We start from the raw sequence: 26,504 nt of genomic DNA, 5'->3' as shown, positions 1-26,504 counted from the left end.
CGAAATCTGTATGCTCCGCCGGAAGCCGGGATCCGGACCGCCGGAAACCGTGCGAGCGCGGGGACCAGTACCAGTAACGGCTCAGCCCCGTACACCGTCACCGCGGAGAGACAGCCATGAGCCCAGCCCTCCCCAGCCGGCCGCTGCCGGAGTCCGAGCGCACACGCCACCGCCGGCTCCGCGAACAGGGCAGCCTCGAACGCGCCGACCTCGACGCCATCCTGGCCGCAGGCTTCATCTGCCATCTCGGGGTGACCGTCGAGGGGACCATGATGGTCGTCCCCACGGTCTACGGATCGGACGGCACCACGCTCTACTTCCACGGCTCCGTCGCCAGTCGCAGCCTGGCCGCGTCCCCGGAGGCAGCCGTCTGCGTCACCGTCACGCACGTGGACGGCCTGGTACTCGCCCGCTCGGTCTTCGAGCACGGTGTCAACTACCGCAGTGCCATGGTCTTCGGCACCCCTCGTCTCGTCACCGACCCGGACGAGAAGACCGAGGGCCTGCGCTGCCTCACCGAGCAGGCCACTCCGGGCCAGTGGGACTACGCCCGCCGCCCGAGCCGCAAGGAACTGGCCGCCACCGCCCTGCTCGCCCTCTCCCTCGACGAGGCATCGGTGAAGATTCGCACCGGTCCCCCGGACGACGGCGGGAGTCCCGACGCCGAGCTGGACGTCTGGGCCGGCACCCTCCCCCTCCGCACCACCTGGGGCACCCTCGAACCGGACCCCCTGCTCACCCCCGGCATCACCGCCCCGCCCCACATCGCAGACCGCGCGGGGACCGACGCCACGTAGTCACGACCCCGCCGGTCCGCCCCCGCCCGCTCGGCCTCCGCGCCGCCCGGCTGCCTGCGGCACGCGGTCACGTCCGGAGCGACCGGCGTGCGGATGCCCGGATCACTAATCCTCTGCGCACCCCTGGCCCATACCGACCAGTCAGTACTACCCTCCCGGCCATGCGACGCCCGAAGGCGTACGCACTCATCGGCAGGAGGCCAGGATGACGGTTCCGTCACCGGCGGGGACAGCACGGCCGCAGGGCCGGGCGCTCACTTCAGCGTTGAGGGGGCTGGGCAACCGTCAGCTGGACCACTATCCGGAGAACCGTCGCCGCTACTGGTATCTGGCGATCGTCGTGCTCGCCACGGTCGTTCTGTACTACCAGCTCTACATCCAGTACGCCGTGTCGACGGCCATCATCAGCCACTACCACATGACGTTCCTGTACTTCGTCTACATCTCGGTGGCCGCCAACGCGGTCGGCGCCTTCGCCTCCCTGGTGGCCGGTCTTGCCGACCGCTGGGGACGGGCGAACATCGCGGTGTACGGCCTGCTCCTGGTCGGCCTGCTCACCACGTTCGCCCTGCCGAACGCGCCGGGAAAGGTGAGCTACCTGGTCATCTACGCGTGCGTCGCACTCGTCGAAGGCATGATCCTGGTGGCCACCCCCGCGCTGATCCGCGACTTCTCGCCGCAGCTCGGCCGCGCCTCGGCCATGGGGTACTGGACGATGGGCCCGGTTGTCGGGAGTCTCGTGGTCACGGCGGTCACCGGCCGCACCTTCACCGGCTCCACCACCTGGCAGGACGAGATCCGGTATGCGGGGGTCGCCGGACTGGTCGTGTTCGTGGCCGCGTTCATCGGACTGCGGGAACTCGCCCCCGCGCTGCGCGGCCAGATCATGGTGAGCCTGCGTGACCGCGCCCTGGTCGAGGCACGCGCCAAGGGGATCGACGCCGAGTCGGCCCTGCACGGACAGTGGCGCCAGATGCTCCGCCTCGATGTCCTCGGCTCGGCCCTCGCCATCAGCCTCTACCTGTTGCTGTACTTCGCCGCGGTCGGCAACTTCGTAGTCTATTTCGCCACGAACTTCGGATACTCCGCGCAGCGCACGAACTCCCTGCTCAACTGGTATTGGGGGACGAACGCCGTCTTCCTGGTGGCAGCCGGACTCCTCTCCGACCGGCTGCGGGTGCGCAAGCCGTTCATGCTGATCGGTGCGCTCGGCTCGATCGGCTTCACCCTCGCATTCGTGCTGCACACCACCCAGCCGCACACGGGCTATTACACCTTCGCGTTCATCGTGGCGGGCATCGGCGCCACCAGCGGCGTCGCGTACTCACCGTGGATGGCGGGCTTCACCGAGACGGTCGAGCGGCGCAACCCCGCGGCCATCGCGACCGGGCTGGCCGTGTGGGGGTGGCTCATACGGATCACGGTCGCCGCCTCCGCTGCCTGCCTGCCGCTGGTCGTGAGCACCGTGACCCCGCTCATCGAGCACGGCACAGCGGTCAAAGAGGCCTCTGTCCAGGCCGCCCCCGCCCTGGCCATCACGCGCGCCCATCCGCAGCTCTTCGCGCAGCTCTCCTCCTATCCCCCGGGCAAGGCACCCGCACCGCTGACGGCGCGGGCGGTGCAGGAGGTCGGCGCGGGCGGCTTGCGGACCGTCCGGAAGGCCGCACCACAACTGAAGATCCTGCGCGTCCACGGCCCGGAAGTGCAGAAGGCCACCGCACACAACGCGCAGGAGTGGCAGACCTGGTGGTGGGTCTGCCTGGGAGGCCAGGTGCTGTTCCTGCCGTGCATCTTCGTGATGACCGGCCGCTGGCGCCCACGTGAAGCACGCCGCGACACCGAGGCCCACGAGCGTCTGGTGGCACAACAGCTCGCCGGGATGAAGGAGATCAGCGCATGACGGAAGTGACGGGACAGGCCGGAGCGCCCCAGCAGGCGGGTGGCGGTCTCCACGGACTCAGCGCCCTCGACCAGGGCGCAGCCGTACGCAGGGGCGAGGTCGGCCCCCTGGAACTCGTACAGCACCAACTGGCCCGTATCGAGCAGTTCAACGACCGCTACGGAGCATTCCTCACCATCGATCACCGTGCGGCCGTCGCGCAGGCCGCAGCGGTGCAGGAGCGGCGCGGGGAGGAGGGTCTCTCACCGCTGTTCGGCGTACCGACGGCTGTCAAGGACCTGGTCGACACCGCCGGTGTGCGCACGACGTACGGTTCCCGGGCCTTCGCCGGGTCCGTACCGGAGGTGGACGCCCACACGGTGACCCGGTTGCGCGAGGCCGGCACGATCAGCCTGGGAAAGACCAACACCCCGGAATTCGGCTGCTGTTGCTACACCGACAACGACCTGACCGGGCCGGCCCGCAATCCCTGGGACCCCGCGCTGTCCGCCGGCGGCTCCAGCGGCGGGGCGGCGGTCGCGGTGGCACTCGGCATGGTGGCGGTCGCACACGCCAGTGACGGCGGCGGCTCCATCCGGATCCCGGCGAGCGCCTGCGGGCTGTTCGGCATCAAGCCGTCCCGTGGCCGGGTCAGCTCCGGGCCGGCCGGGGCCGAGGTCAACGGCCTCGCCGTGCAAGGCCCGTTGGCCCGTACCGTACGGGATGCCGCCGCCATGCTGGATGTGCTGGCCGGACCCATGCCGGGCGACCCGCACTGGGCGCCGCCGCTGCCGGAGGGCGAGACGTTCCTGGCCCACGCCGAACGCAGCCCCGGTCGACTGCGTATCGGCCGGTACGCGAAGCCCGCAGCCCCGGGCGTGGACGTCGACCCCACGTGCCTGGCGGCCTGGGAGCACGCCTCCCAGCTCCTGGAGGAGCTGGGACATGACATCGAGGACATCGCCACGCCGTTCGGCCCCGAGCTCGGCGACTTCTTCACCGCCGCATGGAGCGTGCAGTCACTCGGCTACGCCGTGGAACCCGGGGCCGAGGAGCTGCTGCGCCCGGTGACCCGCGCCTGGCGCGAGTACGGGAGGACGGTCACCGGCGAGCGGTTCGCCGCCGCGATCACCGGTATGCAGCGGGCGAGCCGCCGTGCCGTCGAGGCGACCGCCGGTTACGACGTCATCCTCACCCCGACACTGGCTTCGCTGCCGCAGCCGGTGGAGTACTTCGCCGAGACCGGCGATCCGCTGGCCAACCTGCGGCGCCAGAGCGCCTTCAGCGCGTTCACCAGCCCGTACAACATGACGGGCCAGCCGGTCGTCAACGTACCGTTGTACTGGTCCCGGGGCGGGCTGCCCGTCGGAGTCTCCCTGGTGGGGCGCCCGGCCGGCGAGACCACCCTCATCTCGCTCAGCGCCCAGCTGGAGGAGGCATCTCCCTGGCAGCACCGGTACGCACGCCTCCTCTCCGCGGATCCGGGAGCGGCGGCCGGTTGAAAGCCACCGGACGGCAGGCCGGGCACGGCGGTGAAGGGTGCTCCGCGCCTCACTCAGGTGCGGTTCCGGTACTGCGCGCGGCGGCCACGAACGACGCGACCAGCGGGCGGCGGTCCTGCTCGTTCCAGGCGAGCACCAGACGGCTGGGCGGCGCGTCGGTCACCGGGACGCAGGTGAGGCCGGCCGGGACCGGTTCGACCAGTGAGCGCGGCAGCACCCCGATCATCCGGCCGACCGTGATCATGTGGAGCATCTGGACCACATCGGTGACCTCGGGGCCGGTGCCGTCGCCCCCGGGGATCCCCTTCCAGCGCGGCAGCGTCTCACCCTCCAGATCGGACATGAGCACCGAGGCGCGCCCGGCCAGCCGGTGCCCGGACGGGACGATGACCACGCGGTCCTCGGTACGCAATGTCTCGTGGGCCAGGCCGTCGAGATCGTCGAACGGCACATAGAGCAGGCCGACATCGGCCCGGCCGCCGAGCAGGAAGTCGGCGCGGTCGGCGGGGCCGCTGAACAGGATGTCCACCCGGCGGGCGTCGGGCTGGTGGGCGTACGCGGCCAGGATCCCGGACAGCAGGCCCGCGTCACCGCCGGGCTTGAGTACGAGTCGCAGGTGGGCCTGGGTGTCGCCGGCGCGCCGGGCGTTGCGGACCGCGGCACTGACCGCGTTGAGCGCGTGCCGCCCGTGTTCCTGCAACGCCTCCCCGGCCGGGGTGAGTTCGACTCGGCGGCTGGAGCGGACGAACAGCGGGACACCGAGCCGGGTCTCGATCCGCTGGATCGCCTTCGACAGCGCCGGCTGGGCGATCGAGAGCCGCACGGCGGCCCGGCCGAAATGCAGCTCGCCGGCGACTGCGATGAAGTACTCCAGCTCACGGGTCTGTAGTTCAATCATGCCTCCAGGTTATCGCTGAATATCGAACCGATCTTGGACACGGTCGGTGGTCGCCATCAAAATTGGCACATGATCAACCACACAATGATCGTCTCCTTCGATCAGCCGCTGCCCACCGCTGAACTCGACCAATACCTCACAGACATCGAACGGGCCATGCTCGACTCCGGTCTCGTCCAGTCGATCGCGGCCCGGCGCCACATCCCTGTCCCCGGCGAGGAGGCCATTCCGGCGCTGATCGCGACCGCGATCGTGCAGGTCGCCGTGGCCGACACCGACGCCCTCGCGAAGGCGTTCACCGCGCCCGGCCTGCACGAGGTCATCCGCCACTGGCAGTCACGGCACCCGTACAAGGTCGCCTGGGCGAACCACGAGCCGCTGGTATGAGCGACCTCTCCCGAAAGGCCCGCAAGGCGGGACTGGTCACCGGCGCCGGCAGTGGGATCGGCCGCGCGACGGCGCTGGAGCTGGCCCGGAGCGGCGCCGCGGTCGCCGTGCTCGACATCGACGAGCGCACAGCGGCCGAGACCACCGAAATGATCACAAAGGACGGCGGGGAAGCGCTGGCCGTCACCGTCGACATCGCCGACGAACGCTCCGTGCGGACGGCCGTGGAGCGCACGGTCACGGCCTACGGCGGCCTCGATTTCGCCGTGAACAACGCCGGCCTGGCCTCGCACCACCAGCAGCTCGACCGGATGACCCTGGACGAGTTCGAGCGCGTGGTCCACGTCAATCTGGCCGGGACCTTCCTCTGCATGAAGTACGAGCTGCCCTTGCTCCGTGGAGGCGGCGCGATCGTCAACATCGCCTCCAACGGCGGCCTGTACGCGATTCCGCACGCCCCCGCCTACGTGGCCGCCAAGCACGGCATCGTCGGGCTCACCAAGGCCGCCGCGGTGGACTACGCGCCGGACAACATCCGGGTCAACGCCGTCTGCCCCGGCCCGACTCTCACTGCCGGGTTCGAGAAGGTGGCGGACGGCACGGACATGATCGCGCAGCAGGCGGGGATCACGCCGCTCGGCCGGCTCGCCATGCCGGAGGAGGCCGCCGCGGCGGCGGTCTGGCTCTGCTCGGACGCCGCGTCCTACGTCACGGGGATCGCGATGTCGGTCGACGGCGGCAGGCGGGCATGAGGCGCGCGTGAAGGCCATCGCGGCCGGGGAGCACACCGGTCCCGGTGCCCGGCCGCGATCGTACGGCGGCGCCCGGGCCGGTTCGGCGGCCGGTCTCGGTTCAGGTCATGACCTTGCCGACCACTGCGCCCATGTCGGTGTCCAGGACTCGGTGTTGGGCGGGCTCGGCCGTCGGGAGCCGAGGTAGTCGCGGAATTCGGCGAGCGCGGGGTGGGGGTTGTCGTCGCGCCAGATCAGGGACAGCGGGTAGATCAGTGCCGGGCCGCGTACCGGGATGCGCCTCAGGTCGTAGCTGTCCGGCCACAGATACCGCGTACGCTCGCCGACCAGAGTGGCCAGCTCCGCGGAGTCGGCGATCTCGGCCAGCAGTGCCTCGTTGCCGAAGACCGGCCCGATGAAGTCGAGGGTGAGCCCGAAGGCGGCGGCGAGCTCGTCGAAGTACGCGGCCACCTCGGTCCCGGCAGCGATACCGGGCATCCAGATCCGGTGTCCGACAAGCTGCGCCGGCGTGACGGTACGGGCGTTGGCAAGTGCGTGGCGGGGCCCGACGAGCAGCTGGTGCGGCTCGTCGATCACCCGGGCGGTCCTGATGGCATCCGGCAGATGCAGCTGCGAGGCCACAGCGTGGAAGGTGGCGTCGATCGTGCCGGCTTCGACAGCGGCGACTGCCGCATCGACGTCGGCGCTCAGCAGTGCCACGACATCCAGCAAGATCTCAGGACGCATACGGTGGAAGTCCTGCAGGAGCACTGCCGACGCGATCCGCCGGCTGACGACATCGATGCGCAGAGCGCGCCGGCCCGGACGCACCGACGCGTCGGCGCGTTCTTCCGCCCGCAGGAGTTCGCGGGCGTGAGGCAGGAACGCCTGGCCGTCGATCGTGAGCCGGGCTCCGCGGGCCGTGCGGGTGAACAGACGCGCCTCCAGGTCCTTCTCCAGCGCGGCGATGCGCTTGGAGACGGCCTGCTGGGTGATCGAGAGCGCCGCGGCGGCTTCCTGAAACTGCCCGGCATCCGCAGCGGCGACGAAGGTACGAACGGCGTCGAGGTCCATGCGGCCACCCTATGTGTACAACGGGAGGTTGTGGCTCGGCGCCGCATCAGTTGTCCGACCCGTTCCCGCCGATCGCATTGCCACCCGTGGCCGAGGGTGGAGTTGCGCGGCGGGCGGCTGCGCCCGCCGACCGGGATCCGTCGGACAGACGTGCGCCAACTGCACACCCTTTTGGGACAGTTGATGCAGGAGTAAAGCCTGTGGCGCTTTGCACAACGCTTCCCCTCTGTTCACTCAACTGAGCTTCAGCAAGCCTCGGCGCTATGCCCTACTGGGATGCGCTACGCGCGTTGCGCGCCCCCACGAGACTACGTACAGGAGCCCCGGTGAACCCCACACACCGCCTCATGCCCACCCTGGCCGCAGGCGCCCTGGCCGCCGTATGTGCCCTCCTCCCTGCTACGGCCCATGCCGCGAGCGCCTACTCCCTGGTGGTCCTGCCGGACCAGAAGGAAGGCGCGATCTACGACTTCGTCAACTCGGCCAAGAAGTCGGTCGACGTGACGATCTACGAGTTGCGCGACACCACTCTCGTCAACGATCTGGTGAAGCAGCAGAAGGCGGGCGTGAAGGTCCGCGTGGTCTTCGACTCCCAGCATTCGTCCATCGACGGCGCCGCCTACAAGGCCCTGTCCGCGGCCGGTGCCGGGGTCACGTACTCGTCATCGGCGTACGTGTACACCCACCAGAAGACGATCACCGTCGACGGCGCCAAGTCGTACATCAGCACCGGCAACTTCGACACGGAGTACTACTCGACCTCGCGCGACTACGGCGTCTTCGACACCGACCAGGGCGATGTCGCGGCGATCGAGAAGGTCTTCGACGCCGACTACGCGAAGACCTCCGTCACCCCGTCCGACGGTACGGACCTGGTCTGGTCGCCCACCGACTCGCAGAGCCATCTGCTGGCCCTGGTCACGGGCGCGAAGAGCAGCCTCGATGTCCAGGAGGAGGAGTTCGGTGACTCCGCGCTGGTGAATGCGGTCGTCGCGGACGCGAAGCGCGGCGTCGCCGTTCGCGTCGTCGCCGAGAACCAGTCGTCGAAGTACAGCAAGGAGCTGCAGGAGGTCACTGCGGCGGGTGGCAAGGTGACCACCTACACGAGTTCCACCGGCTACTACATCCACGCCAAGGCGATCGTCGCCGACTACGGCATGTCCTCCGCGAAGGTGTTTGCCGGTTCGGAGAACTTCTCCGACAACTCGCTCAACCACAACCGCGAACTCGGCCTCATCGTCAGTGACTCCGCAGTGGTCAGCGGCATCGAGAAGGCATTCGACGCCGACTTCCTCAAGAGCTCCGGCACGGCCTGACCCCGTCGGGATCAGGACCACAGCAGCTCTGCAGGAGTCCGGCCCCGGCCCGCGCGGCCGGGGCCGGACTCCTGGCCGCGTCGGCCGGCCGGGAAGCACTCCCGGCCGGCGCCGCGAAGTCAGCTGTTCACGGGCCGGGGCACGACCGGTCCACGGTCGGGTGATGTTTACGGGATCCCACGTCGCCGGGGTCCCTGCCAGGGCAGTGGTAGGGGTGGGAACACCACCACCACGGAGGATCGTCATGCCCGATGTCACCAGTCCGTACACACCCGGCACCCCCTGCTGGGTCGATCTCATGGTCCCCGACCAGCAGGCTGCGCTCGATTTCTACCGTGACCTGTTCGGCTGGCAGGGAGAGGCCGGAGGGGCCGAGACCGGGGGATACGCGGTCTGCACACTGAACGGCAAGCCGGTCGCCGGGATCATGAAAGCGATGAACCCGGACGGCAGCACACCCGACCCGGCGCCCCCGACCGCCTGGACCACCTACCTCGCCACCACCGACCTGTCTGCCGCCGAGAGAGCGATCACGGCCAACGGAGGCCAGGTGATCATGCCTGGCATGGACGTGCTCACGCTCGGCCAGATGGCCGTCGCGACCGACCCGACGGGCGCTGCCTTCGGTCTTTGGCAGGCCCGGGACTTCCACGGCGCCGGAATCGTCAACGAGCCGGGCGCGGTCATCTGGAACGAGATCAACACCACCGACCCGGCCGCCGCCGCGCCCTTCTACGCCAAGGTGCTGGGCGTCAAGGCGGCCCCCATGGAGGGCGCGCCCGACTACTTCGCGCTGTCCGTGGACGGCCGTACGGTCGGCGGTATGCAGGGCTTCGCGAACAAGGAGGAGCCGCGACCGGCCGGGCCCTCGCACTGGCTGACGTACTTCTCCGTCGACGACACCGACAGCACGGTCGATGCGCTGGTACGGGCCGGCGGCAACGTCCTCAAGCCCCCCTTCGACATGATGGCGGGCCGGATGGCTCTTGTGCAGGACCCGCAGGGCGGCGTCTTCGGGGTCATCAACACGACCGGGCCCGAGGCGGCCTGAGTCCGCCCGCCCCGGCCCCGGCCTGTCGGCCGGCCTCACGTACGAGCAGTCGTACACGGCGAAGCCGGTGACCGGGGCGTTCCCGATGCGCCGGCAGATCGCGTTGCGGGCGATCCCCTTTTACCGGGAGCCGGACGCTCCTGGAAGGCCGGACGCTTCAGGAAGGGCTGACCGGCGGATACCGCAGCTGCCACTCCGGTTCGTCGAACGCTCCTGTCGGGTCGCCGTCCAGCGGTGCGGACTGCCCCGCCCCGGTGACCGGCAGGCGGCTCCCGTCCCGTTCAGGTTCTCCGTGCTCCAGGAACCAGGCGTCCAACCGCTGCCGCAGAGCCCCGATTTGCTCGCGGTGGGCCGGGTCCCCGGCCAGATTGACCCGCTCGCCCGGGTCCGCGGCCAGGTGGTAGAGCTCATGCGGGCCGTACGGATAGCGGTGGACGTACTTCCAGTCCGTGGTCCGGATCATGCGTACCGGCCCGTATTCGTCGTAGACCACCACAGGCCGGGACGGTGCGGACCGCTGCGCCCCGGCCCGCCGCACTCCGTCGCCGAGGAGCAGACCCGCGAAGGAGTTGCCCGGACCCTGTTCGTACGGCTCGGGGTCCAAGCCTGCGCATTCCATGAGCGTTGCCGCGAAGTCGTAGGCCGACAGCAGCTCCTGGCGCACCTGACCCGCGGTGATCCGCCCCGGTTGCGAGATGATCGCGGGCACCTTGACCGAGCTGTCGTACATGTTCTGCGGGAAGGTGCCGTTGCCCTTGCCCCAGATGCCGTGGTGACCGCAGTTGAACCCGTTGTCGCTGGAGAAGACGACGAGGGTGCTGTCGGTCAGCCCCTGTTCGGCCAGTGTGTCGAGCACCCTCCCGATACCGGCGTCCATGGCGGTGACCGAGGCGAAGTAGCCGACAAGGGCCGCACGCACGTCCGGCTCGCCTCCGACGGGCACCCCGTCCACCAGGGGCTGCCAGGGGTGCGCGGGCTCCTGCGGGCAGCTGTCGAAGGCGCAGTCGGCGTACAGACTCTCGATGTGCGGCGGGTGCTGGTCCTTCCAGGGCTTGTGCGGAGCAGTGAAGTGCAGAGAGAGGTAGAAAGGAGCGTCGTCGCTGTCGGCCTCGGCCCGTACGAAGGCCGCGGCGTCGTCCGCGAGCAGATCGGTGAGGTAGCCATCGGCCGGGGCCGGTACGCCGTCGCGGTACATGGGTGCACCGTGATAGGGACTGCCGCCGCTTTCGTGGGAGTACCAGTGGGTGAACCCCGGCCGGGGCCGGTCGTTCGCACCGAGATGCCACTTGCCGGACAGCGCCAGCCGGTACCCGGCTGCGGCCAGGTCGTCGGTGAACAGGCGCTGCCCGGCCAGGAAGTCGACACCGTCCTCCCCCGCGTGACCGCCGGAGAGCCAGTCGTGCACCCCGTGGCGGGACGGTATCTGCCCGGTGAAGAGGCTGGCCCGCGCGGGAGAGCAGACCGGGGAGGTACAGAAGAAGTTCTCCAGGCGGGTGCCTCCGGCGGCGAGCGCGTCGAGCCGGGGAGTGATGATCTCGTCGTTGCCCGCGCAGCCCAGAGCCCAATGGCCCTGGTCGTCGCTGAGGATGACCAGAATGTTCGGGTGCAGCGGATCACGGCTTGCCATGGGCGTCTCCAGGGTGGGCAGGCCGGGGCCCCGGCCGGCGAGTTGTCGCAGGCGCCGTGGGTGTCCACTCGTCGTCCACTCGGCGCTGACCGGCCGTCAGGGACAGGGTGTTGCGTGTGCTCATGCTCCGTCCGCCCCTCGCCGATGCGCTCGGAGCGTTTCTTCGCACGGCGCGCCGATCGGCACCGTACGAGGCCGTCAACTTTTTAGTCAACCCTTGAGAATAAATAGGGCGGGGGCTCAGGCTTCCAGTGCGGCGCGGATGAAATCCCGCAGCTCGTCGTCGGTGACGTCCGCCGCGTCCTGGGGACGCAGCCGGATGGTTCCCTTCCCGCTGACGAGCGCCGGGTGGCGGGAGGTGAAGCCCGCGTCCCGGTCCTTGCCCCACCCGTAGATCGAGAGCCCGTGCTGCCAGGTCCCGACGTGCAGCTTGCGTGTGCCGACCCGGTAGGTCGGCATCCCGTAGGACAGCACCAGGGACGCCTCGGGGTGAACCTCCAGGATCAGCCGGTCGACCCGGTCGAAGAGCGGGCGGTGTCCGGATGCGATCCCGGCGATGTACGTCTGCACCTCGGCGTCCATGCAGCTCATTCTGGCCGCGCGGTCACCGCCCGCAACTGCGGACGCCAGCCGTCGGCCGTCGGCCGAAGCGCGGAGCCCCGAATCCGCCAGAAAATTCCGCCACGGGATGTCGAGAACCCGCGCGCGGCTCCGTCCCAGGAGTGAACACGGCCACAATGGGCCGTACCTCACCGGGGAGAACACGATGGCCAAGTACCTGCTGCTCAAGCACTACCGGGGCGCGCCGGCGCCCGTCAACAACGTGCCGATGGACCAGTGGGAACCGGAGGAGGTCTCGGCCCACGTGCAGTACATGCGTGACTTCGCTGCCCGGCTGGAGGGCACCGGCGAGTTCGTCGACGGTCAGGCTCTCTCCCCGGACGGCACGTTCGTCCGCTACGACGGCGAGGGGCGGCCGCCGGTCACCGACGGCCCCTTCGCGGAGACCAAGGACCTGATCGCCGGCTGGATGGTGATCGACGTCGAGACCTACGAGCGCGCGCTCGAACTGGCCGGCGAGCTGTCGGCGGCTCCGGGTGCGGGTGGGAAGCCGATCCACGAGTGGCTCGAAGTGCGCCCGTTCTACGCCGAGCAGCCCACGGCCACCGAGTGAACGAGTCGCTGCTCCGGGAGCTGGTGCCCGCGGTGATCGGTGTTCTCGTCCGTCGCGGAGCCGACTTCGCGGAGGCCGAGGACGCCGTGCAGGACGCCCTGGTCGAGGCCGTGCGCAGGTGGCCGGACGGCTCCTCCCCGCCCTCTTCGAGCGGGGGACACCCCGTGCGGGACCTCAAGGGCTGGCTGGTCACGGTGGCCTGGCGCAAGTTCCTCGACGCCGTACGCGCCGATACCTCCCGGCGGCGGCGGGAGGAACTGGTCGATGCCGAGCCCCTGCCCGATGCGAGCGAGGCGGTGGACGACACCCTTCAGCTGTACTTTCTGTGCGCGCACCCGTCCCTGACACCGGCCTCGGCCGTCGCGCTCACGCTGCGCGCGGTCGGCGGTCTGACCACCCGGCAGATCGCGCAGGCCTACCTCGTGCCGGAACCGACCATGGCCCAGCGGATCAGCAGGGCCAAGCGGACCGTCTCCGACGTCCGGTTCGACCAGCCCGGCGATGTCGCCACGGTGCTGCGCGTGCTCTATCTGGTGTTCAACGAGGGCTACTCCGGCGACGTCGACCTCGCCGCCGAAGCGATCCGGCTCACCCGCCAACTGGCAGCCAGGACCAGCCATGAGGAGGTCGCGGGCCTGCTCGCGCTCATGCTGCTCCACCACGCACGGCGCCCGGCGAGGACCGGCCCCGACGGCAGGCTCGTGCCGCTTGCCGAGCAGGACCGCGGCCTGTGGAACACCCAGCTGATCACCGAGGGCGTCGAGTTGCTCCAGAGCGCCCTCGCCCGCGACCGCCTGGGCGAATTCCAGGCCCAGGCGGCCATCGCCGCGCTCCACGCCGACGCCCGGACCACCGAGGAGACCGACTGGGTACAGATCGTCGAGTGGTACGACGAACTGGTACGCCTCACCGGCAGCCCGGTGGCCCGCCTCAACCGGGCCGTCGCGGTGGGCGAGGCCGACGGCCCGCGGGCCGGGCTGGCCGCCCTGGCAGAGCTCGACCCTTCTCTGCCACGGCACGCCGCCGTCGCGGCGTACCTGCACGAGCGTGACGGTGATCCGGTGACCGCGGCACGGCTCTACGCCCAGGCCGCCCGGGCGGCGCCCAACATCCCGGAACGCGATCACCTCGTGCGACAGGCCGCCCGGCTCAACGCGCGGCTACGCGGTTGAGCGGCGAACCCTCGGTGGCGCGGTCGTGCGGATGGTGCTCAGGGGCAGCCCGCCGAGCACGATGAGCAGTCCAGGAGCCCCGTCCCGCCCTGGATGGTCCGCCCGCGGTTGTGCCTGCCCCCGGGACAGCGGATTCTGGAAGGGATGAACGGGGCTGATATGGCGCCATGACGGCATGGAACACGGAGCAGAGTGCCGACTTTCGTAGTCCCCTCGACATCACCAGGGCGGCCACGGCGGTCATCGACGCCCAGGACACGGTCATCGGATGGAGCGCAGCGGCGGAGCAGCTCCTCGGGTACCGGCCGCACGAGATCGTCGGCCGGCCCCTGACCACGTTCCTGTCGCCCGGCCCGACACCCTCCGCGCGCCCCTTCCCTCCCCGGCTCCGCGGAAGTGAGATCCGCGTCGCCCGGCACCGCGACGGGCGTGAGCTGATCGTCGCCACCGCGGTGTGTCCGCTGCCGGGCGCGGGCACGGCGGAGCGTGTGCTCGTCGCGACGGAGCTGAAGGATCTCCGGCTGTGGGAGTCCCAGCAGGCCCTGCTGCACGGACTGACCACCCAGTCGCCCGTCGGCCTGGCCATCTACGACACCGACCTCCACCTGACCTGGTGCAACGCGGCGTACGAACAGGAGATCGGTCGCCCGTTCGCCGAGTTCCGCGGCTCTCGGCCCGACGACCTGTACTCCGAGGGGAAATTCGTGTCCAAGGGGCACCCGCCCACTCTGGACGGGGTCATGCGTCACGTACTGGACACCGGAGAACCAATTCTGGACCTGCACTTCCTGGGCCGGCCGCCCACCGACCCGGAAACGGACCACCTCTGGTCCTGCGCCTACTACCGGCTCCAGGACGCCGGCGGACACGTATTCGGAGTGTGCGAGGACGCATTCGACATCTCCGATCGCTACCGGGCCCAGCGGCGGCTGGCCCTGCTCGTCGAGGCGGGCCGCGGGATCGGCACCACCCTCGATGTGCTGGTCACCGCCGAGAAGATCACCGAGGTGGCGGTACCGGAGTTCGCCGCCACTGTCACGGTCGACCTTTCGCGGCCGGTACTGGAGGGCGAGCTGCCGGCCACCAGCGACTCGGCGGCGATCTCTCTCGTACGGGTCGCCCGTCGCCCGGCCGAGGAAGCCGGCCGGGGGGAGCCGGGACAGCAGCCGCCTCCCCCTTCCGTCGTGAACCACTCGCCCGTGGAGTACCGGCCCGGTTCGCCGCAGGACCGCAGCCTCGCCTCGGGCGGGCTCGTACTCGACGACACAACCCTGGTCGTGCCGCTGCGGACCGGAAGCAGCATGCTGGGACTCGTCACCTTCATCCGCGACACCGGTTCGGCCACCTTCGACAGCGGCGAAGTGGCACTGGCCGACGAGCTGGTCGCCCGTACGGCGGTCTCCATCGACAACGCCCGCCGCTTCGCCCGTGAACGCACCGCCGCCCTGGCCCTCCAGCGCCAGCTGCTGCCGCAACACGTGCCGGAGCCGTCAGCGGTCGACCTGGCCTACCGCTACCTGCCCACGGACGCCGTGACAGGGGTCGGCGGTGACTGGTTCGACGTCATCCCCCTGTCCGGAACCAGGGTCGGACTCGTGGTCGGGGACGTGGTCGGCCACGGCCTGCAGGCAGCCGCCACCATGGGACGGCTGCGTACGACCGTACGTGCCTTCGCCCAGATGGACATGGATCCCGTCGAGCTGCTGTCGCGGCTGGACGATCTGGTGGGGCAGTCGGCGGACGAGCAGTCGGACGAGCTGGGCGCACCCGACGGCACCTACGCCGATGTGACCACCGGGGCGACCTGTCTCTACGCGGTCTACGACCCGGTCTCGCGGCGCTGTGTCATGGCCAGGGCCGGGCATCTGCCACCGGCGGTCGTCGAGCCGGACGGCCGGCTGTTCTTCCCGGACCTGCCGGCAGGCCCGCCCCTGGGCCTCGGCGGTCTGCCGTTCGAGTCCCTGGAGATCGAGCTGCCGGTGGGCAGCCTGCTGGCTCTCTTCACCGACGGACTGGTCGAGGCCCGCGACCGCGACATCGATCAAGGACTCGACACCCTGGGCCGTGTGCTCCGCGACCGCCACGCATCGCTCGAAGAGCTCTGCGACCGGGCGGTGGCAGAACTCCTGCCGGGCGGGACAACCGCCGACGACACCGCCCTGCTGCTGGTCCGCACCCGCGAACTCCACGCTTCGCAGGTCGCCGAATGGGAGCTGCCCGCAGAGCCGTCCGCCGCGGGCCGTGCCCGGGAACTGGCCATCGGACAGCTGAACCACTGGGGCCTCGCGGAGTTGTCGTTCGCGACCGAGCTGATCGTCAGCGAGCTGGTGACCAACGCGGTCAGATACGCCGAAGGACCGCTCCACGTACGCCTCATCCGCGACCGGACCCTCCTGTGCGAGGTCGCGGATTCGGGCCACACCTCACCGCATCTGCGCCACAGCGGCGAGGACGACGAAGGCGGGCGCGGTCTGTTCATCGTCGCGCAACTCGTCCAGAGGTGGGGAACGCGTTACACCCGCTCCGGCAAAACCATCTGGACCGAACAGGCCTTCCCCGCGACGGGATGAGATCACCCATGGCCGGCGCCGCACCGCCTGCTGCGCCCGCTCAGCAGTCCTCCTCCGAACTGGCCAGAGCCTCGCTGATCAAGCGGGTGGCGAAGTCGGGGTCGTCGGTGATGCGGTTGATGTGCTCCGCGAGCAGGAACGCGGTGACTTCGAGGGGAGTCATCTCCTCCTCGGTCCAGTATCCGTATTGTTTCCGCCACAGGCTGGGGCTCAGCCCGGTGCCCGCGGCGATGACGAGGCCGGCCATGGTGGGGATGGTCTCGGGCCGGACGCTCCTGGGCATCATGCGCATCGTGGCCACCAGGTTGGGCACCACGTACTCGATGACGTCCTTGTCCTGTTCCTCATGGGCTTTCCGCAGCCAGGTCATGAACATGAGAACGAGCGTGCACACGCCGTCCAGTACGTCATCGGCTCCCTCGGGGCCCAGTGACGCGGTCAACTGGTCGATCAGCACCTGTTGTTCGGGGTCGGTCCCGGCCTTGCCCTCGTGGATGCCTCTGAGCCGGGAGTCGATCATCATGAGGGCCACCCCCACATCACCGACGGGAGCGTGCTGGGGACCGCAGGACGATGACACAGGATTCCTCCTCAGGAGGCCGCGACGGGCAGAGCGGCGAGTCCGACAGTAGACGGCCGATGGGCAGGAAGGGGGACAAACCCTGGTTGGCGTACGTCAGTTCGCCGGGCCGCCGCCGGCCGTCATGTCCCGCACCGTCTCCATGACGGCCCGGGCGCGGGCGGTCTGTGTCACACCCTGGACCGTCGCCAGCTTGAGTTCCAGCGGTGGGTATCGCTCGCTCAGCTCCAACTCCACCACCTCGCCGCCGCCATACGTCTCTCTGGTCGCCGGACGCTGGTTCAGCACCGAGTAGCCGAGGCCCCTGGCCACCATGGAGCGGACGGTCTCGTAGCTCCGGGTGCGGTACCGCACGTCGGGTGCGGTGCCGGTGGCTGCCACGAGCGCGCGGAAGTAGTCCCGGCTGTAGGGCAGATCGAGCAGCACCAACGGCTCCGCGGCCAGTTCGGTCAAGTCCACCGTCCCCCGGCCGGCCAGGGGGTGGCCGGCCGGGACGATGGCATGGGCCGGCACGCGGGCGATCGTCTCTCCGCGCACCTCGGGACCGGTGGACAGGCCGAGGCCGTAGGTGAGGGCGAAGTCGATGCGTCCCGCACGCAGTGCCTGGAGCAGCTGTTCGGCCTCGGCCTCCACGACGTCGATCTCGATCCCCGGGTACCGGCCGGCGCATGCGCTGAACAGGGCGGGCAGGTAGTACGGGGCCAGCGTGATGAAGCATCCGACGCTCACCGGCCCCGACAGGACCCGCCCGCTGCCGCGCGCCTCCCCCGGCAACTCACGTGCACGGGCCAGAAGTTCGCGTGCCTGGTGCCGGAGCCTCTCCCCCGCCGGTGTCAGGACCAGCCCGCGGCCCCGGCGGCGGATGAACAGCTGTGCCCGCAGGTTGCCTTCCAGACTGTGGATGGCAGCGGACACCGCGGACTGCGCGATATGCAGCTCGGCCGATGCCGCCGTCATCGAACCGCACTCGGCGGCGACGAGGAAATAGCGGAGCTGGACGAGGGTGAAACCCACCGGTGCCGTCATCTCCGCACCTCGCGCCGGGTGTGAACATCGCGCCGGACGATCGTGTACGTGCCCGACGTGCCCGCCCTCATGCGGCGGCCGCTAGGAGTGCTCGGCGGCCGGCACGGGCACGTCCTCGGGTGCCGGGTCGGGCACGTCCTCGGGGCGCAGCATGGCGGAGCCTGCTGTCTCCCGGAGGGACAGCGCGGCGACGAGGCCACCCACGGCGAACACCATCAGGTAGAAGCCGGGCAGCAGGGTGCTGCTGGTCGCGGAGATGAGCACGGTCATCAGATAGGGCACCGTGCCGGCGAAGAGGGCGGCGGTGATGTTGTACGCGATGGACAGGCCGCTCTGGCGGGTGCGGGTGGGGAAGATCTCCGCCGACCACACCGCGTAGGTGCCGAGGATCGCCGCGAGGATCACGCCGAGCACGAGCCCCGCCACCCAGGTTCCGACGAGCCCGGTCCGCATCAGCAGGAACGCGGGGACGGCGAGGACCAGCAGGGCCACCGTCGCTCCGACGAAGACCGGTTTACGTCCCACCCGGTCGGACAGCAGGCCGAACAGCGGAACGAACAACAGCCCCAGCAGCGAGATCGCCGTGGACAGCAGGGCCGCGTTGTCGGACGACTGCCCCAGGTGGTCGGTCTCGTACGTCACCAGATAGGTCAGCACGATGTAGAAGGGCACGTGCATGGCGGTCATGAGGCCTGCCGCCTGGAGCAGTTGCCGCTTCTCGGTGCGGAGCAGTTCTCGTACGGGGCTGCGCGGGACGGTGTCGTTGGCTTCGAGCGCCCGGTACTCGGGGGTGTCCTCGATCTTGTTGCGGATGATGAAGCCGATGACGCCCAGGGGCGCGGCGATGAGGAAGGGGATGCGCCAGCCCCAAGACGTCAGCTGGCTGTCGTCGAGCCCCGAGGACAGCAGCAGGAAGACGAACGATCCGGCGAGGAAGCCCAGCAGGGAGCCGACCTCCAGCCAGCTGACCCCGAATCCGCGGCGCCGCCGCGGGGCGCTCTCGGCCAGGAAGCTCGCCGCGCTGCCGAACTCGCCGCCCGCGGCGAAGCCCTGTATGAGGCGCAGGACCAGCAGGAGCACCGGGGCGGCGACCCCGATCGTCGCGTAACCGGGCAGCAGACCGATCGTCAGGGTCGCGCCGGACATCATGAAGATGACCAGTGACAAGGTGCGCTTGCGGCCGATCCTGTCGCCGAGCGGCCCGAAGACCATGGCGCCGATCGGCCGGACGCCGAACGACACCGCGAACACGCCGAACACGGCGAGCAGCCCGGTGGTGCTGTCCTCTGCCGGGAAGAACACGGTGGCGACGGTGCCGGCGAGGTAGGCGTAGGCAGCCCAGTCGAACCAGTGCACGAACACACCGATGGCTCCCGCGGCGACGTTCCTGCGCAGTGCGACCACATCGGTGGCCACCTCGGCCTCGGTCGTCGTGGTGCCGGTGTTACGTGTGGGCATACACACCTCCTTGGGGATGGGGGGAGAAGCTGAGCTGTGCGGGCACCGTCGGCGTGTGCCGTCGGAGCGCGGGCAGGCCGGTCAGGGGGGCGGGGCCGGCCCGGCCGGTGCGCCGGGGGTGCCGGCGCGGCACCGGGCGGCGGTGAGCAGCGGTTGACGGCCGCGGCGCATGCCGTCGAACCGGCCGACGGGGGAAGCGGCCGGGCCGGGCCCGGGCCTGGTGGCGACCGGGGTCGTCCACTGCACGGGATCGATCCGTGTGGCCACGGCGCCGGCCGCTCCCGTCATGACCTCGTCCCCCCGGCCGCCCCGCTTCGGTCCAGGCCGGTCCAGGCCAGCGCGATCGCCGCGTCGAGCAGAGCCCGCTGGGCCTTTCCGCCCACGCAGAACGCGGCGAACTCGTGCTGATGGTTGGTGGCCGGCAGCGATCCGATGCCGATGTAGGGGTGGATGGCCGGCACCACTTGCGACACGTTGCCCATGTCGGTGGAGGCACGGTTCATCCGTGCCGCCTGGCCGGGCGGCGCGAACTCGCGTCCCAGCGCGAGGGCGTTCGCCCGGTAGTGCCCGAGAGCGGTCTCGTCCGTGCGGAACTCCGCGTACGGCTTGCTCTCCGGTTCGATCTCCAGCTCGCAGCCGGTCGCGAGGGCGCCCGCTTCGAAGGCCCGCATGACGCGTGGTTCCAGCTCGGCCAGTTCGGCGAGCGTCTCCGCCCGTACGTACCACCGGCCGGTGGTCCGGTCCGGGATGGCGTTCGGCGCGTCCCCCGCGTGGGTCACCACGCCGTGCACGCGGGCCGATGGCGGCAGTTGCTGCCGGAGCAGCCCGATCGCGACCTGGGCCACGGTGAAGGCGTCAGCCGCGTTGACCCCGGCTTCGGGATAGGCCGCGGCGTGGGCGGACTTCCCGGTGTAGGCGATCTTGGAGTGGATGACCGCGAACGGACGGGCCTCGGCGACGTCGACCGGCGCCGGGTGCGCCATCATGGCGAGGTCCACTCCGGCGAAGGCTCCCCGGTCGAGCATCTCGATCTTGCCGCCGCCGCCTTCTTCGGCGGGTGTGCCGTAGACCTCCACGGTGAGGCCGGCTTCGTCGGCGACGGCTGCCAGACCGAGCGCGGCCCCGACGGAGCTCGCCGCGATGAGGTTGTGCCCGCAGGCATGGCCGAGGCCGGGCAGCGCGTCGTACTCGGCGCACAGCGCGATCCTCGTGGGCCCGCTGCCGAACCGGGCCAGGAACGCCGTCTCCAGGCCCAGGTAGGACGAGGTGACCTCGAATCCGGCGCGGTCCAGCAGTTCCGGCACGGCTGCGGCGGCCCGGTGCTCCTCCCAGGCCGTCTCCGGGTCGGCGTGCAGCCGCTCGGAGAGACCGACCAGCTCGTCGGCCTGGCGGTCGATCTCGCGCCGGGCGGCCGCTTTCAGCGCGCCCATCACAGATCGCCCAGGACGCCGTACGAGGGCGCGGCCTGCGGGTCGAGTCCGCGCCGTACGTAGTCGTCGCGCTGCGGCAGCCAGACGTCGAGGAGTTCGGCGAGCCGGTCGACGGGGTCGTCGGCCCAGTCCACGCGCAGGTCGGTGACCCGCCAGTCCACGTCCGCGACGACCGCCAGGCCCGCGGAGTGCACCGGCCCTTCCTCCCCGCCGGCCGCCACGGCGGCACGCAGGGCGGCGATCAGACGCTCTTCCAACTCGCCGGTGGCCGTCGTGTACGCGTCGAGGAGCACCTGCGGGATGTGTTCGCCCGACAGCATGTTGCCCGCCGCGACCGCACCGTCCCCGGTGGCCGACGCGTGTGTGCCCAGCGTCCCCGGACCGCTGTACGCGAATCCGGGGCCGGAGCGGCCGAGCACCGTCAACTGCCGGTAGCCGATGGTCTTCGCGTTCCGCGCCGCACCGGTGACGTCGGCCAGGGCGCGCTGTCCGTCGCCGTGTTCCGCGAGCCCGGCCAGCAGGCTCGTGCCGAGGGTGGGATCGGTGACGTTCTGCGACGCCGCCGCGCCGACACCGGGTGCGAGATGGGCGACGCGGGCCGCGACCGCCGGGCTCGACGAGCTGACCGCGATACCGAACCGCTCGCCGTCACGGACCACCAGGGAGAAAGTCATGACCGCTCCCCCTCCGGGATCACCGCGACGGCGTCGATCTCGCACAGCCACTCCGCACGGGCCAGAGCGGACACCACGATGCCGGTGGAGATCGGGTGCACGCCCTTGGTCCAGCGGCCCACCGTGCGGTACACGGCCTCGCGGTAGCGCGGGTCGATCAGATAGATCGTCAGTTTGACGAGGTGCTCCATGCGGCTGCCCGCTTCTTCGAGCAGCATCTTGATGTTGGCCATCGCCTGCTCGGCCTGGGCCCCGGCGTCACCGATTCCGACCGACTCGCTGGTGTCGAGGTCCTGACCGATCTGGCCCCGGACGTAGACGGTGTTGCCGGCCACGACGGCCTGACAGAGGTCGTTGTCGAGGTTCTGCTCGGGATAGGTGTCGCGGGTGTTGAACGGCCTGATCCGGGTGTGCCCGCCCGCGGTGACCGGGCCCCTCGCCGGGCGGCCGTTGCTCGTGGAGGTCATCTTCTGCTCCTCAGTTCTGCCGGGTCGCCGGCACGGCGCCGGGCCGGTCGGTGGTGCTGTACGCGAGGTAGCCCCGCTGGGTCGTGATGTGGTCGGCGATGTACCTGGCGTCGTGCCAGACGCCCCAGATGAAGCTCGACCCGCGGCGGGACAGCCAGGGCAGGCCCACGAAGTAGACGCCGGGTTCGGAGGACACTCCTCGTCGCTGGTCCGGCCGGCCGTTCTCGTCGAAAGCGTCGACGTCGAGCCAGCTGTAGTCGGTGGCGAAGCCCGTCGCCCAGACGATCGAGGTGACGCCGGCCCCGGCCAGGTCGAGCTCCGGGAGCGGGTCGGTCACGCATTCCGGGTCCGGGCCGAGGACATGTGCCTCCGGCTCCTCGGGGAGGTCGAGCCCATTGCGCTCGACGTACGCGTCGGCCGCCTGAAGCAGTGCGAGGTACTTGGCGTCGCCGAGGGCTATGTTCGTGGCGAGATCCGGCGCGAAGCGCAGTACGCCGTCGTCGCAGGACGCGGTCATGCCGACGAGCTGGATGCCGGTGCCGGCCAGGGCACGGAAGTCCACGGTGTGGCCGCCCCGGGCGCCGCTGACCGCGATGGTGACATGTGCGGCACCCTGCGGAGGCGTCTCCGCGTCCCAGAGCCCGAGCACACCGAGCCACCAGCAGAAGTCACGTCCGCGGTACTCGCGGGGAGGACGGTCGTGCGGGCCGACGGAGAGGAAGACCTGGCGCCCCGACCGGCGGAGTTCGTCGGCGATCTGCACCCCGGATGAGCCCGCCCCGACCACGAGGACCGCCCCCTCGGGCAGTTGCTCCGGATTGCGGTACCCGCTGGAGTGGATCTGCACGGGGCCGGCGCCGTCCGGGACGATGGGCGGGATCACGGGCCGCTGGAAGGGTCCGGTCGCAGCCACGACGAAGCGCGCGTCGATGGTGCCGTCCGACGTCTCGACCCGGAAGCCGGGCCGGCCGGCGTGCTTGCGCACCGAGGTCACCTCGACACCGCACCGGACCGGGGCACCGATCTTCTCGGCGTACGCGGCGAAGTAGTCCGCGACCTGTCCCTTCGACGCGAAGCCGTCGGGGTCGACGTCGGCGAACTCCAGCCCCGGGAACCGGTCGTGCCACGCGGGCCCGTTCGCGACCAGGGAATCCCACCGCTCCGAGCGCCACCGCTCGGCGATACGGTGCCGCTCCAGGACGATGTGCGGTACGCCGCAGGCTCCCAGGTGCTCACTCATCGCCACGCCCGCCTGGCCCGCCCCGACGATGACTACTTCGGTCTCTTCACTTGGCACTTTCAGCCTCCACTCAGGCGGTAGTTCATCCCTGTGTCGCGTTGACTGCGCTACCGCACGGGAAATCCTGGGGCGTGCCGGAAATTCTGTCCAACAGATGTTTCCGTTGCAGGCGATCTGATTTATAGATTCAGAAACCTCAGGAACTCCGGGGGCGCTACGCCGCAGCCGGCCTGCGCCGTGTCCATAGACGCATCGGCGCGTTTGCACATGTATGACCACAACACGACGAATTGCCGCATGCCTCGCTCTGGCCGCCGCCCTCCCGTGCCTTGCCATGTCGTCGGCGCACGCCGCTGACTCGTCCGGCCGGGCCGGCTCGAAGCTGAATCCCATCGGCGAGCTCGATGCCATCGCCACGACCGGCATCCCCGCGCCGTACGCCGCCCGGCTCCCGAAGGTGAAGGATCAGCTGGCCGGCTTGAACCACCTGAACGAACTGAACCAGCTGCACCAGCTCACCGACCAGGCCGCGCCGGTACTCAGCCTGGCTTCCGCGGTGGAGTGACATCACCCCGTTGCGCCGGAGGAGCCGGCCTTCCAGGTACAGCCCTCACGACCTGTGGCCGACGCCTCGTGCAGCGACAGCACGACCGGGCCGTCGGAGCCCCGAAGGCTCCGACGGCCCGTCATATTGCTGCGCGGGGTGCGGAGTTGCGCCTGCGTCGCAGAGCTGCGAGCGAATTCGGGGACGGTTTCGGCGTATGCGCCGAACAACGTCCCCAGCAGCGCGAAGGGCTGTCGGTCCACCGCCCTCGGTCTGGTGAATCAGCGCCGTGGAGCAGGAGTTCAACCGGACGGCGTGATCGGGGACCACACGCCGAACCACTGCTCGGCGCCCCACTCCTCGTACCGTTGCACCTCGGTGAAGCCCAGCTTCGCCGCGAGGCGCATCGAGCGGTCGTTGGCGGTCTGGGTGCAGAGCACCACCGGCTCTCCGGGTAGCGCGTCGGCGAACCAGCCGAGCGCAGCCGTGCACGCCTCGAAGGCGTACCCGCGCCCCCACGCCTCCGGCAGGAACAGGTAGCCGAGCTCGGACTCTCCGGCATCCGGACGGACTTGACTCCGGTGCGCGGCGTCGCGCCGGTTGAGTTCGATGGTGCCGATCATCGCTCCGTCGAGCTCGATCACGAAAAGGCCGGGGCGCCCCCCGGGCGTCTCGGGCACTGTGCGTTCCAGCTCATCACGCGGCCGAGGCCCGCCTATGAAGGCGCCCACCTCAGGCGAGGTGAACAGCTCGATGCACGCCGCACGGTCCCGGGCCTCGGGCTCCCGGAGCACGAGCCGCTCGGTCCTGATCGGGGCAGGTGGCCAGCTGACGGACCCTGGTTCAGTCATGGCCGGCAACCTATCGCGCGCCCGCGAACGCGCTTCCACTACGGCCGCATCAGCACGGAGGCGGACGGGAAGTCACCGGTGAAGTGCTGCGGCAGCGGCGCGACGAACACGTTCTCGGTCCGGGTCCGGGTGATCCGCCATGTGCCGTCGATGCGCCGGAAGGCGTTGTTGAGACGGCTCGACCGCAACAGCGCGGTGCCGTCGGCGAAGAGCCACGGCTGCATGTGGATCCACTGGCCCGTGGCCTCGGCCCCGTCGACATGAATCTGTTCCGACGTCACATAGTGCGCGTTCAGCAGGAGTTCGGGGTCCCGCTTCTCACCCCAGAACCCTTCGAAGTGGGCGCGTATCCGGGCGGCCCCCTCGGCGCGGCCGAACTGGCCGTCGTAGTACTCGCCGACGCCCTCCCAGACGGCGTCCTCCGCGTACAGCTCCATGATCAGGTCGATACGGTGGCTGTCGTCCCGCACACCGAACTCGGGGCAGGGCGTGTCGCACAGGAACATGTAGCGCGTCTGGAGCCGCCGGATATCGGCCTCGGCCTCCAGTGTCTCGATGCGCTGTACAAGCGCGGCAATCGTGTCCTGGCCGGTCACCGGTGGCTCCTTCACGTCTCGCACGGACAGCTCCTTCTCGTGTCGCTCGCCCATCGGGCTTCAGGACAGCACCGCCTCGATCCAGGCGCTCCTGGCCAGCAGGCCGGATTCGCCGTGCGCCGGGCCGACCGCCTGAATTCCGAGTGGCAGCCCTGCCGTGTCATACAGCCCGGGCACCGTCACAACGGGCAGGCCCAGCGCCTGCCAGGCCCTGCTGAGCACGGGGTCTCCGGTGGCGTCCAGCCCGGCCGGGGCGGAGCCCAGGGCGGCGGGTCCGACGATGACGTCATAGGACGCCAGCAGCGCGGCCATCCTGGGACGGGCCGCTGCGACAGTGCTGCGGGCGGCCGCGAGACCGGCGTCCGAAGTCGCGGCGCCGTCGCGGAGCAACAGCGCCAGCGGCGCGCTCAGCCGGTCGGCGACGGCGCGTTCGGCGGCGCGTTCGCGTGCGGCCTCGTACGCCATGATCACGGGATGCGCGGCCGTCACGTCGGCGATGAGCCGCTCCTCGGGAAAGGCCTCCACCTCGGCACCCGCGGCAGCCAGCCGCTTGCCGGCTGTCTCAAGCGCCTGCCGCATGTCGTCGCTCAGCCCGCCGATCGGCCCCGCCGTCCACAGCAGTACGCGGGGCGGCGCCGCGGGGTCGGAGGGCGCGGGGCCGGAAGGCGCGGGCCCACTGCCGGTGAGGGCTTCCCAGGCGACCGCGAGGTCGGTCGCGCCCGCCGCGTAGAACCCGTGGCTGTCGAAGCTGGGGCTGAGGCCGACCACACCGTCCAGGGGGAACCGTCCGTGCGTCATGACCAGAGACGCGACACCGCAGTACGAGGCCGGGCGGGTGACTGATCCGGCGGTCTGGGAGCCGATGGCGAGCGGGACGTGACCGCAGGCGACCGCGGCGGCCGAACCGCTGGACGAGCCGCCGGGAGTGTGCCCCGGGGCGGCGGGGTTACGGGTCGGGCCAGGGGCGAAGTATGCGAACTCGGTGGTGACGGTCTTCCCGACGACGGTGGCTCCGGCGTCGCGCCAGGCCCGGACGATCGGTGCGTCCGCCCTTGCGGGAGCGTCGTCAGCGCGCAGTGCCGAGCCGCAGCGGGTGGACCGGCCGGCGACGTCGATGATGTCCTTGACACCGAACGGGGTGCCCGCCAGCGGCCCGGATGTGGCGATGCCGTCCGGGTCGCCCGCCTGGCCGACCCAGGCCATGACCTCCGGTTCTGTCGCGGCGATGCGGGCGCGGGACCGATCCAGCGCGGCCGTCGCGGTGGTCCGCCCGGCGGCGAGGTCCCGTACCAGCTCCCGCAGCGACCAGGGTTGCCACAGACTCATGCTTTCTCCCATTCGGCGTACGCCTCCCGCGAAGGGCCGGAGGGCCAGTTCACGTCCCAGCGTTCCGGTCCGGCCCCGGGCACCTCGACGGTAGGGCGCGGTGGCGGGTCTGCGGTATGGAGATTTCCTCTGCC

The 26,504-nt window shown here is 70.4% G+C and carries 26 protein-coding genes; 11 read left to right on the top strand and 15 right to left on the bottom strand.

Annotation, left to right across the window (positions count from 1 at the left end; translation table 11 throughout):
- The first annotated feature begins 116 nt into the window (after positions 1-116).
- From OG385_RS30440 to OG385_RS30430, 3 genes are all read left to right on the top strand, one after another.
- Entirely contained in the window at positions 117-797 is a 681-nt protein-coding gene (locus OG385_RS30440) for a pyridoxamine 5'-phosphate oxidase family protein (RefSeq protein WP_266859570.1), read from the top strand.
- Positions 798-1,002: 205 nt separating this feature from the next.
- Positions 1,003-2,697: an MFS transporter gene (locus tag OG385_RS30435; RefSeq protein ID WP_266859568.1), complete on the top strand. Its 1,695-nt coding sequence runs from the start codon at positions 1,003-1,005 to the stop codon at positions 2,695-2,697.
- Positions 2,694-4,178, top strand: coding sequence for an amidase (locus OG385_RS30430; RefSeq protein WP_266859567.1), 1,485 nt, complete (start codon positions 2,694-2,696; stop codon positions 4,176-4,178). Before OG385_RS30435 ends, OG385_RS30430 begins: the two co-directional genes overlap by 4 nt.
- Before the next feature lie 49 nt (positions 4,179-4,227).
- On the opposite strand, the gene OG385_RS30425 is transcribed toward OG385_RS30430, so the two are convergent.
- Entirely contained in the window at positions 4,228-5,076 is an 849-nt protein-coding gene (locus OG385_RS30425) for a LysR family transcriptional regulator (protein WP_266859565.1), read from the bottom strand.
- Between the two features lie 69 nt (positions 5,077-5,145).
- Here OG385_RS30425 and OG385_RS30420 point away from each other — a divergent pair, with 69 nt between their 5' ends.
- The gene (locus OG385_RS30420; RefSeq protein ID WP_266859564.1) at positions 5,146-5,463 is read left to right on the top strand and encodes a hypothetical protein; all 318 of its coding nucleotides are present in this window, start codon (positions 5,146-5,148) and stop codon (positions 5,461-5,463) included.
- Complete coding sequence (locus tag OG385_RS30415; protein WP_266859563.1) at positions 5,460-6,215, top strand: SDR family NAD(P)-dependent oxidoreductase; 756 nt, start codon at positions 5,460-5,462, stop codon at positions 6,213-6,215. The genes OG385_RS30420 and OG385_RS30415 overlap by 4 nt, the downstream gene beginning before the upstream one ends.
- Positions 6,216-6,320: 105 nt before the next feature.
- Here the strand turns inward: OG385_RS30415 and OG385_RS30410 are convergent, their stop codons facing one another.
- Positions 6,321-7,268 (bottom strand): LysR family transcriptional regulator, encoded by a 948-nt coding sequence (locus tag OG385_RS30410; protein WP_266859561.1) that lies wholly within the window; start codon positions 7,266-7,268, stop codon positions 6,321-6,323.
- A gap of 326 nt (positions 7,269-7,594) precedes the next feature.
- Here OG385_RS30410 and OG385_RS30405 point away from each other — a divergent pair, with 326 nt between their 5' ends.
- Positions 7,595-8,584, top strand: a complete 990-nt coding sequence (locus OG385_RS30405) for a phosphatidylserine/phosphatidylglycerophosphate/cardiolipin synthase family protein (RefSeq protein ID WP_266859559.1) — start codon at positions 7,595-7,597, stop codon at positions 8,582-8,584.
- Between the two features lie 244 nt (positions 8,585-8,828).
- Positions 8,829-9,635 carry a VOC family protein gene (locus tag OG385_RS30400; RefSeq protein WP_266859557.1) on the top strand — a complete coding sequence of 269 codons (807 nt, stop codon included), beginning with the start codon at positions 8,829-8,831 and terminating at the stop codon, positions 9,633-9,635.
- Positions 9,636-9,792: 157 nt separating this feature from the next.
- Here the strand turns inward: OG385_RS30400 and OG385_RS30395 are convergent, their stop codons facing one another.
- Together OG385_RS30395 and OG385_RS30390 are read right to left on the bottom strand one after the other, a co-directional pair.
- A complete protein-coding gene (locus OG385_RS30395) occupies positions 9,793-11,262 on the bottom strand; it encodes a sulfatase-like hydrolase/transferase (RefSeq protein ID WP_266859555.1) in 1,470 nt (489 codons plus the stop codon).
- Positions 11,263-11,502: 240 nt separating this feature from the next.
- A complete protein-coding gene (locus OG385_RS30390; RefSeq protein ID WP_266859553.1) occupies positions 11,503-11,844 on the bottom strand; it encodes an iron chaperone in 342 nt (113 codons plus the stop codon).
- Positions 11,845-12,028: 184 nt separating this feature from the next.
- Between OG385_RS30390 and OG385_RS30385 the strand changes: the two genes are divergently transcribed.
- The 3 genes from OG385_RS30385 (at position 12,029) to OG385_RS30375 (ending at position 16,178) form a co-directional block, all read left to right on the top strand.
- On the top strand, positions 12,029-12,436 hold the full coding sequence (locus tag OG385_RS30385) for a YciI family protein (RefSeq protein WP_266859551.1): 408 nt from the start codon (positions 12,029-12,031) through the stop codon (positions 12,434-12,436).
- The gene (locus OG385_RS30380) at positions 12,433-13,608 is read left to right on the top strand and encodes an RNA polymerase sigma factor (protein WP_266859549.1); all 1,176 of its coding nucleotides are present in this window, start codon (positions 12,433-12,435) and stop codon (positions 13,606-13,608) included. The genes OG385_RS30385 and OG385_RS30380 overlap by 4 nt, the downstream gene beginning before the upstream one ends.
- A gap of 167 nt (positions 13,609-13,775) precedes the next feature.
- On the top strand, positions 13,776-16,178 hold the full coding sequence (locus OG385_RS30375; protein WP_266859547.1) for a SpoIIE family protein phosphatase: 2,403 nt from the start codon (positions 13,776-13,778) through the stop codon (positions 16,176-16,178).
- A gap of 40 nt (positions 16,179-16,218) precedes the next feature.
- On the opposite strand, the gene OG385_RS30370 is transcribed toward OG385_RS30375, so the two are convergent.
- The 8 genes from OG385_RS30370 to OG385_RS30335 form a co-directional block, all read right to left on the bottom strand.
- Positions 16,219-16,758: a hypothetical protein gene (locus tag OG385_RS30370; RefSeq protein ID WP_266859545.1), complete on the bottom strand. Its 540-nt coding sequence runs from the start codon at positions 16,756-16,758 to the stop codon at positions 16,219-16,221.
- A 96-nt stretch (positions 16,759-16,854) separates the two neighbouring features.
- Entirely contained in the window at positions 16,855-17,784 is a 930-nt protein-coding gene (locus tag OG385_RS30365; RefSeq protein WP_266859543.1) for a LysR family transcriptional regulator, read from the bottom strand.
- Between the two features lie 81 nt (positions 17,785-17,865).
- Entirely contained in the window at positions 17,866-19,242 is a 1,377-nt protein-coding gene (locus OG385_RS30360; protein ID WP_266859541.1) for an MFS transporter, read from the bottom strand.
- A gap of 81 nt (positions 19,243-19,323) precedes the next feature.
- A complete protein-coding gene (locus OG385_RS30355; protein WP_266859539.1) occupies positions 19,324-19,530 on the bottom strand; it encodes a hypothetical protein in 207 nt (68 codons plus the stop codon).
- On the bottom strand, positions 19,527-20,672 hold the full coding sequence (locus OG385_RS30350) for a M20 family metallopeptidase (protein ID WP_266859538.1): 1,146 nt from the start codon (positions 20,670-20,672) through the stop codon (positions 19,527-19,529). Before OG385_RS30350 ends, OG385_RS30355 begins: the two co-directional genes overlap by 4 nt.
- Entirely contained in the window at positions 20,672-21,346 is a 675-nt protein-coding gene (locus OG385_RS30345) for a DUF1028 domain-containing protein (RefSeq protein ID WP_266859536.1), read from the bottom strand. Before OG385_RS30345 ends, OG385_RS30350 begins: the two co-directional genes overlap by 1 nt.
- The gene (locus OG385_RS30340) at positions 21,343-21,813 is read right to left on the bottom strand and encodes a RidA family protein (RefSeq protein WP_266859534.1); all 471 of its coding nucleotides are present in this window, start codon (positions 21,811-21,813) and stop codon (positions 21,343-21,345) included. Before OG385_RS30340 ends, OG385_RS30345 begins: the two co-directional genes overlap by 4 nt.
- A 10-nt stretch (positions 21,814-21,823) precedes the next feature.
- Complete coding sequence (locus OG385_RS30335; protein ID WP_266859532.1) at positions 21,824-23,389, bottom strand: NAD(P)/FAD-dependent oxidoreductase; 1,566 nt, start codon at positions 23,387-23,389, stop codon at positions 21,824-21,826.
- Here OG385_RS30335 and OG385_RS30330 point away from each other — a divergent pair.
- Positions 23,388-23,618 (top strand): hypothetical protein, encoded by a 231-nt coding sequence (locus tag OG385_RS30330; protein WP_266859530.1) that lies wholly within the window; start codon positions 23,388-23,390, stop codon positions 23,616-23,618. The genes OG385_RS30335 and OG385_RS30330 overlap by 2 nt on opposite strands.
- 281 nt (positions 23,619-23,899) lie before the next feature.
- Here OG385_RS30330 and OG385_RS30325 read toward each other — a convergent pair whose 3' ends face one another.
- From OG385_RS30325 to OG385_RS30315, 3 genes are read right to left on the bottom strand one after another with little or no spacing between them, the layout of a single operon-like run.
- Positions 23,900-24,448 carry a GNAT family N-acetyltransferase gene (locus OG385_RS30325; protein WP_266859528.1) on the bottom strand — a complete coding sequence of 183 codons (549 nt, stop codon included), beginning with the start codon at positions 24,446-24,448 and terminating at the stop codon, positions 23,900-23,902.
- A gap of 38 nt (positions 24,449-24,486) precedes the next feature.
- On the bottom strand, positions 24,487-25,068 hold the full coding sequence (locus OG385_RS30320) for a nuclear transport factor 2 family protein (protein WP_266859526.1): 582 nt from the start codon (positions 25,066-25,068) through the stop codon (positions 24,487-24,489).
- Positions 25,069-25,104: 36 nt separating this feature from the next.
- Positions 25,105-26,370, bottom strand: a complete 1,266-nt coding sequence (locus OG385_RS30315; protein WP_266859524.1) for an amidase — start codon at positions 26,368-26,370, stop codon at positions 25,105-25,107.
- Between the last annotated feature and the right edge of the window lie 134 nt (positions 26,371-26,504).

Source organism: Streptomyces sp. NBC_01306 (genome assembly GCF_026340465.1).
GTDB lineage: Bacteria > Actinomycetota > Actinomycetes > Streptomycetales > Streptomycetaceae > Streptomyces.
Note: the sequence above shows the minus strand (reverse complement) of the source record. Positions and strands in the feature narration are given on the sequence as shown.

Bases quoted from the DNA above. Each gene is read 5' to 3' on its own strand.
- OG385_RS30390 (WP_266859553.1), bottom strand. From the start codon at position 11,844: ATGGACGCCGAGGTGCAGACGTACATCGCCGGGATCGCATCCGGACAC.
- OG385_RS30335 (WP_266859532.1), bottom strand. From the start codon at position 23,389: ATGGCAAGGCACGGGAGGGCGGCGGCCAGAGCGAGGCATGCGGCAATT.
- OG385_RS30430 (WP_266859567.1), top strand. From the start codon at position 2,694: ATGACGGAAGTGACGGGACAGGCCGGAGCGCCCCAGCAGGCGGGTGGC.
- OG385_RS30330 (WP_266859530.1), top strand. From the start codon at position 23,388: ATGTCGTCGGCGCACGCCGCTGACTCGTCCGGCCGGGCCGGCTCGAAG.
- OG385_RS30375 (WP_266859547.1), top strand. From the start codon at position 13,776: ATGACGGCATGGAACACGGAGCAGAGTGCCGACTTTCGTAGTCCCCTC.
- OG385_RS30410 (WP_266859561.1), bottom strand. From the start codon at position 7,268: ATGGACCTCGACGCCGTTCGTACCTTCGTCGCCGCTGCGGATGCCGGG.
- OG385_RS30315 (WP_266859524.1), bottom strand. From the start codon at position 26,370: ATGAGTCTGTGGCAACCCTGGTCGCTGCGGGAGCTGGTACGGGACCTC.
- OG385_RS30385 (WP_266859551.1), top strand. From the start codon at position 12,029: ATGGCCAAGTACCTGCTGCTCAAGCACTACCGGGGCGCGCCGGCGCCC.
- OG385_RS30355 (WP_266859539.1), bottom strand. From the start codon at position 19,530: ATGACGGGAGCGGCCGGCGCCGTGGCCACACGGATCGATCCCGTGCAG.
- OG385_RS30435 (WP_266859568.1), top strand. From the start codon at position 1,003: ATGACGGTTCCGTCACCGGCGGGGACAGCACGGCCGCAGGGCCGGGCG.
- OG385_RS30420 (WP_266859564.1), top strand. From the start codon at position 5,146: ATGATCAACCACACAATGATCGTCTCCTTCGATCAGCCGCTGCCCACC.
- OG385_RS30365 (WP_266859543.1), bottom strand. From the start codon at position 17,784: ATGACGGCACCGGTGGGTTTCACCCTCGTCCAGCTCCGCTATTTCCTC.
- OG385_RS30340 (WP_266859534.1), bottom strand. From the start codon at position 21,813: ATGACCTCCACGAGCAACGGCCGCCCGGCGAGGGGCCCGGTCACCGCG.
- OG385_RS30395 (WP_266859555.1), bottom strand. From the start codon at position 11,262: ATGGCAAGCCGTGATCCGCTGCACCCGAACATTCTGGTCATCCTCAGC.
- OG385_RS30360 (WP_266859541.1), bottom strand. From the start codon at position 19,242: ATGCCCACACGTAACACCGGCACCACGACGACCGAGGCCGAGGTGGCC.
- OG385_RS30425 (WP_266859565.1), bottom strand. From the start codon at position 5,076: ATGATTGAACTACAGACCCGTGAGCTGGAGTACTTCATCGCAGTCGCC.
- OG385_RS30400 (WP_266859557.1), top strand. From the start codon at position 8,829: ATGCCCGATGTCACCAGTCCGTACACACCCGGCACCCCCTGCTGGGTC.
- OG385_RS30440 (WP_266859570.1), top strand. From the start codon at position 117: ATGAGCCCAGCCCTCCCCAGCCGGCCGCTGCCGGAGTCCGAGCGCACA.
- OG385_RS30345 (WP_266859536.1), bottom strand. From the start codon at position 21,346: ATGACTTTCTCCCTGGTGGTCCGTGACGGCGAGCGGTTCGGTATCGCG.
- OG385_RS30415 (WP_266859563.1), top strand. From the start codon at position 5,460: ATGAGCGACCTCTCCCGAAAGGCCCGCAAGGCGGGACTGGTCACCGGC.
- OG385_RS30325 (WP_266859528.1), bottom strand. From the start codon at position 24,448: ATGACTGAACCAGGGTCCGTCAGCTGGCCACCTGCCCCGATCAGGACC.
- OG385_RS30350 (WP_266859538.1), bottom strand. From the start codon at position 20,672: ATGGGCGCGCTGAAAGCGGCCGCCCGGCGCGAGATCGACCGCCAGGCC.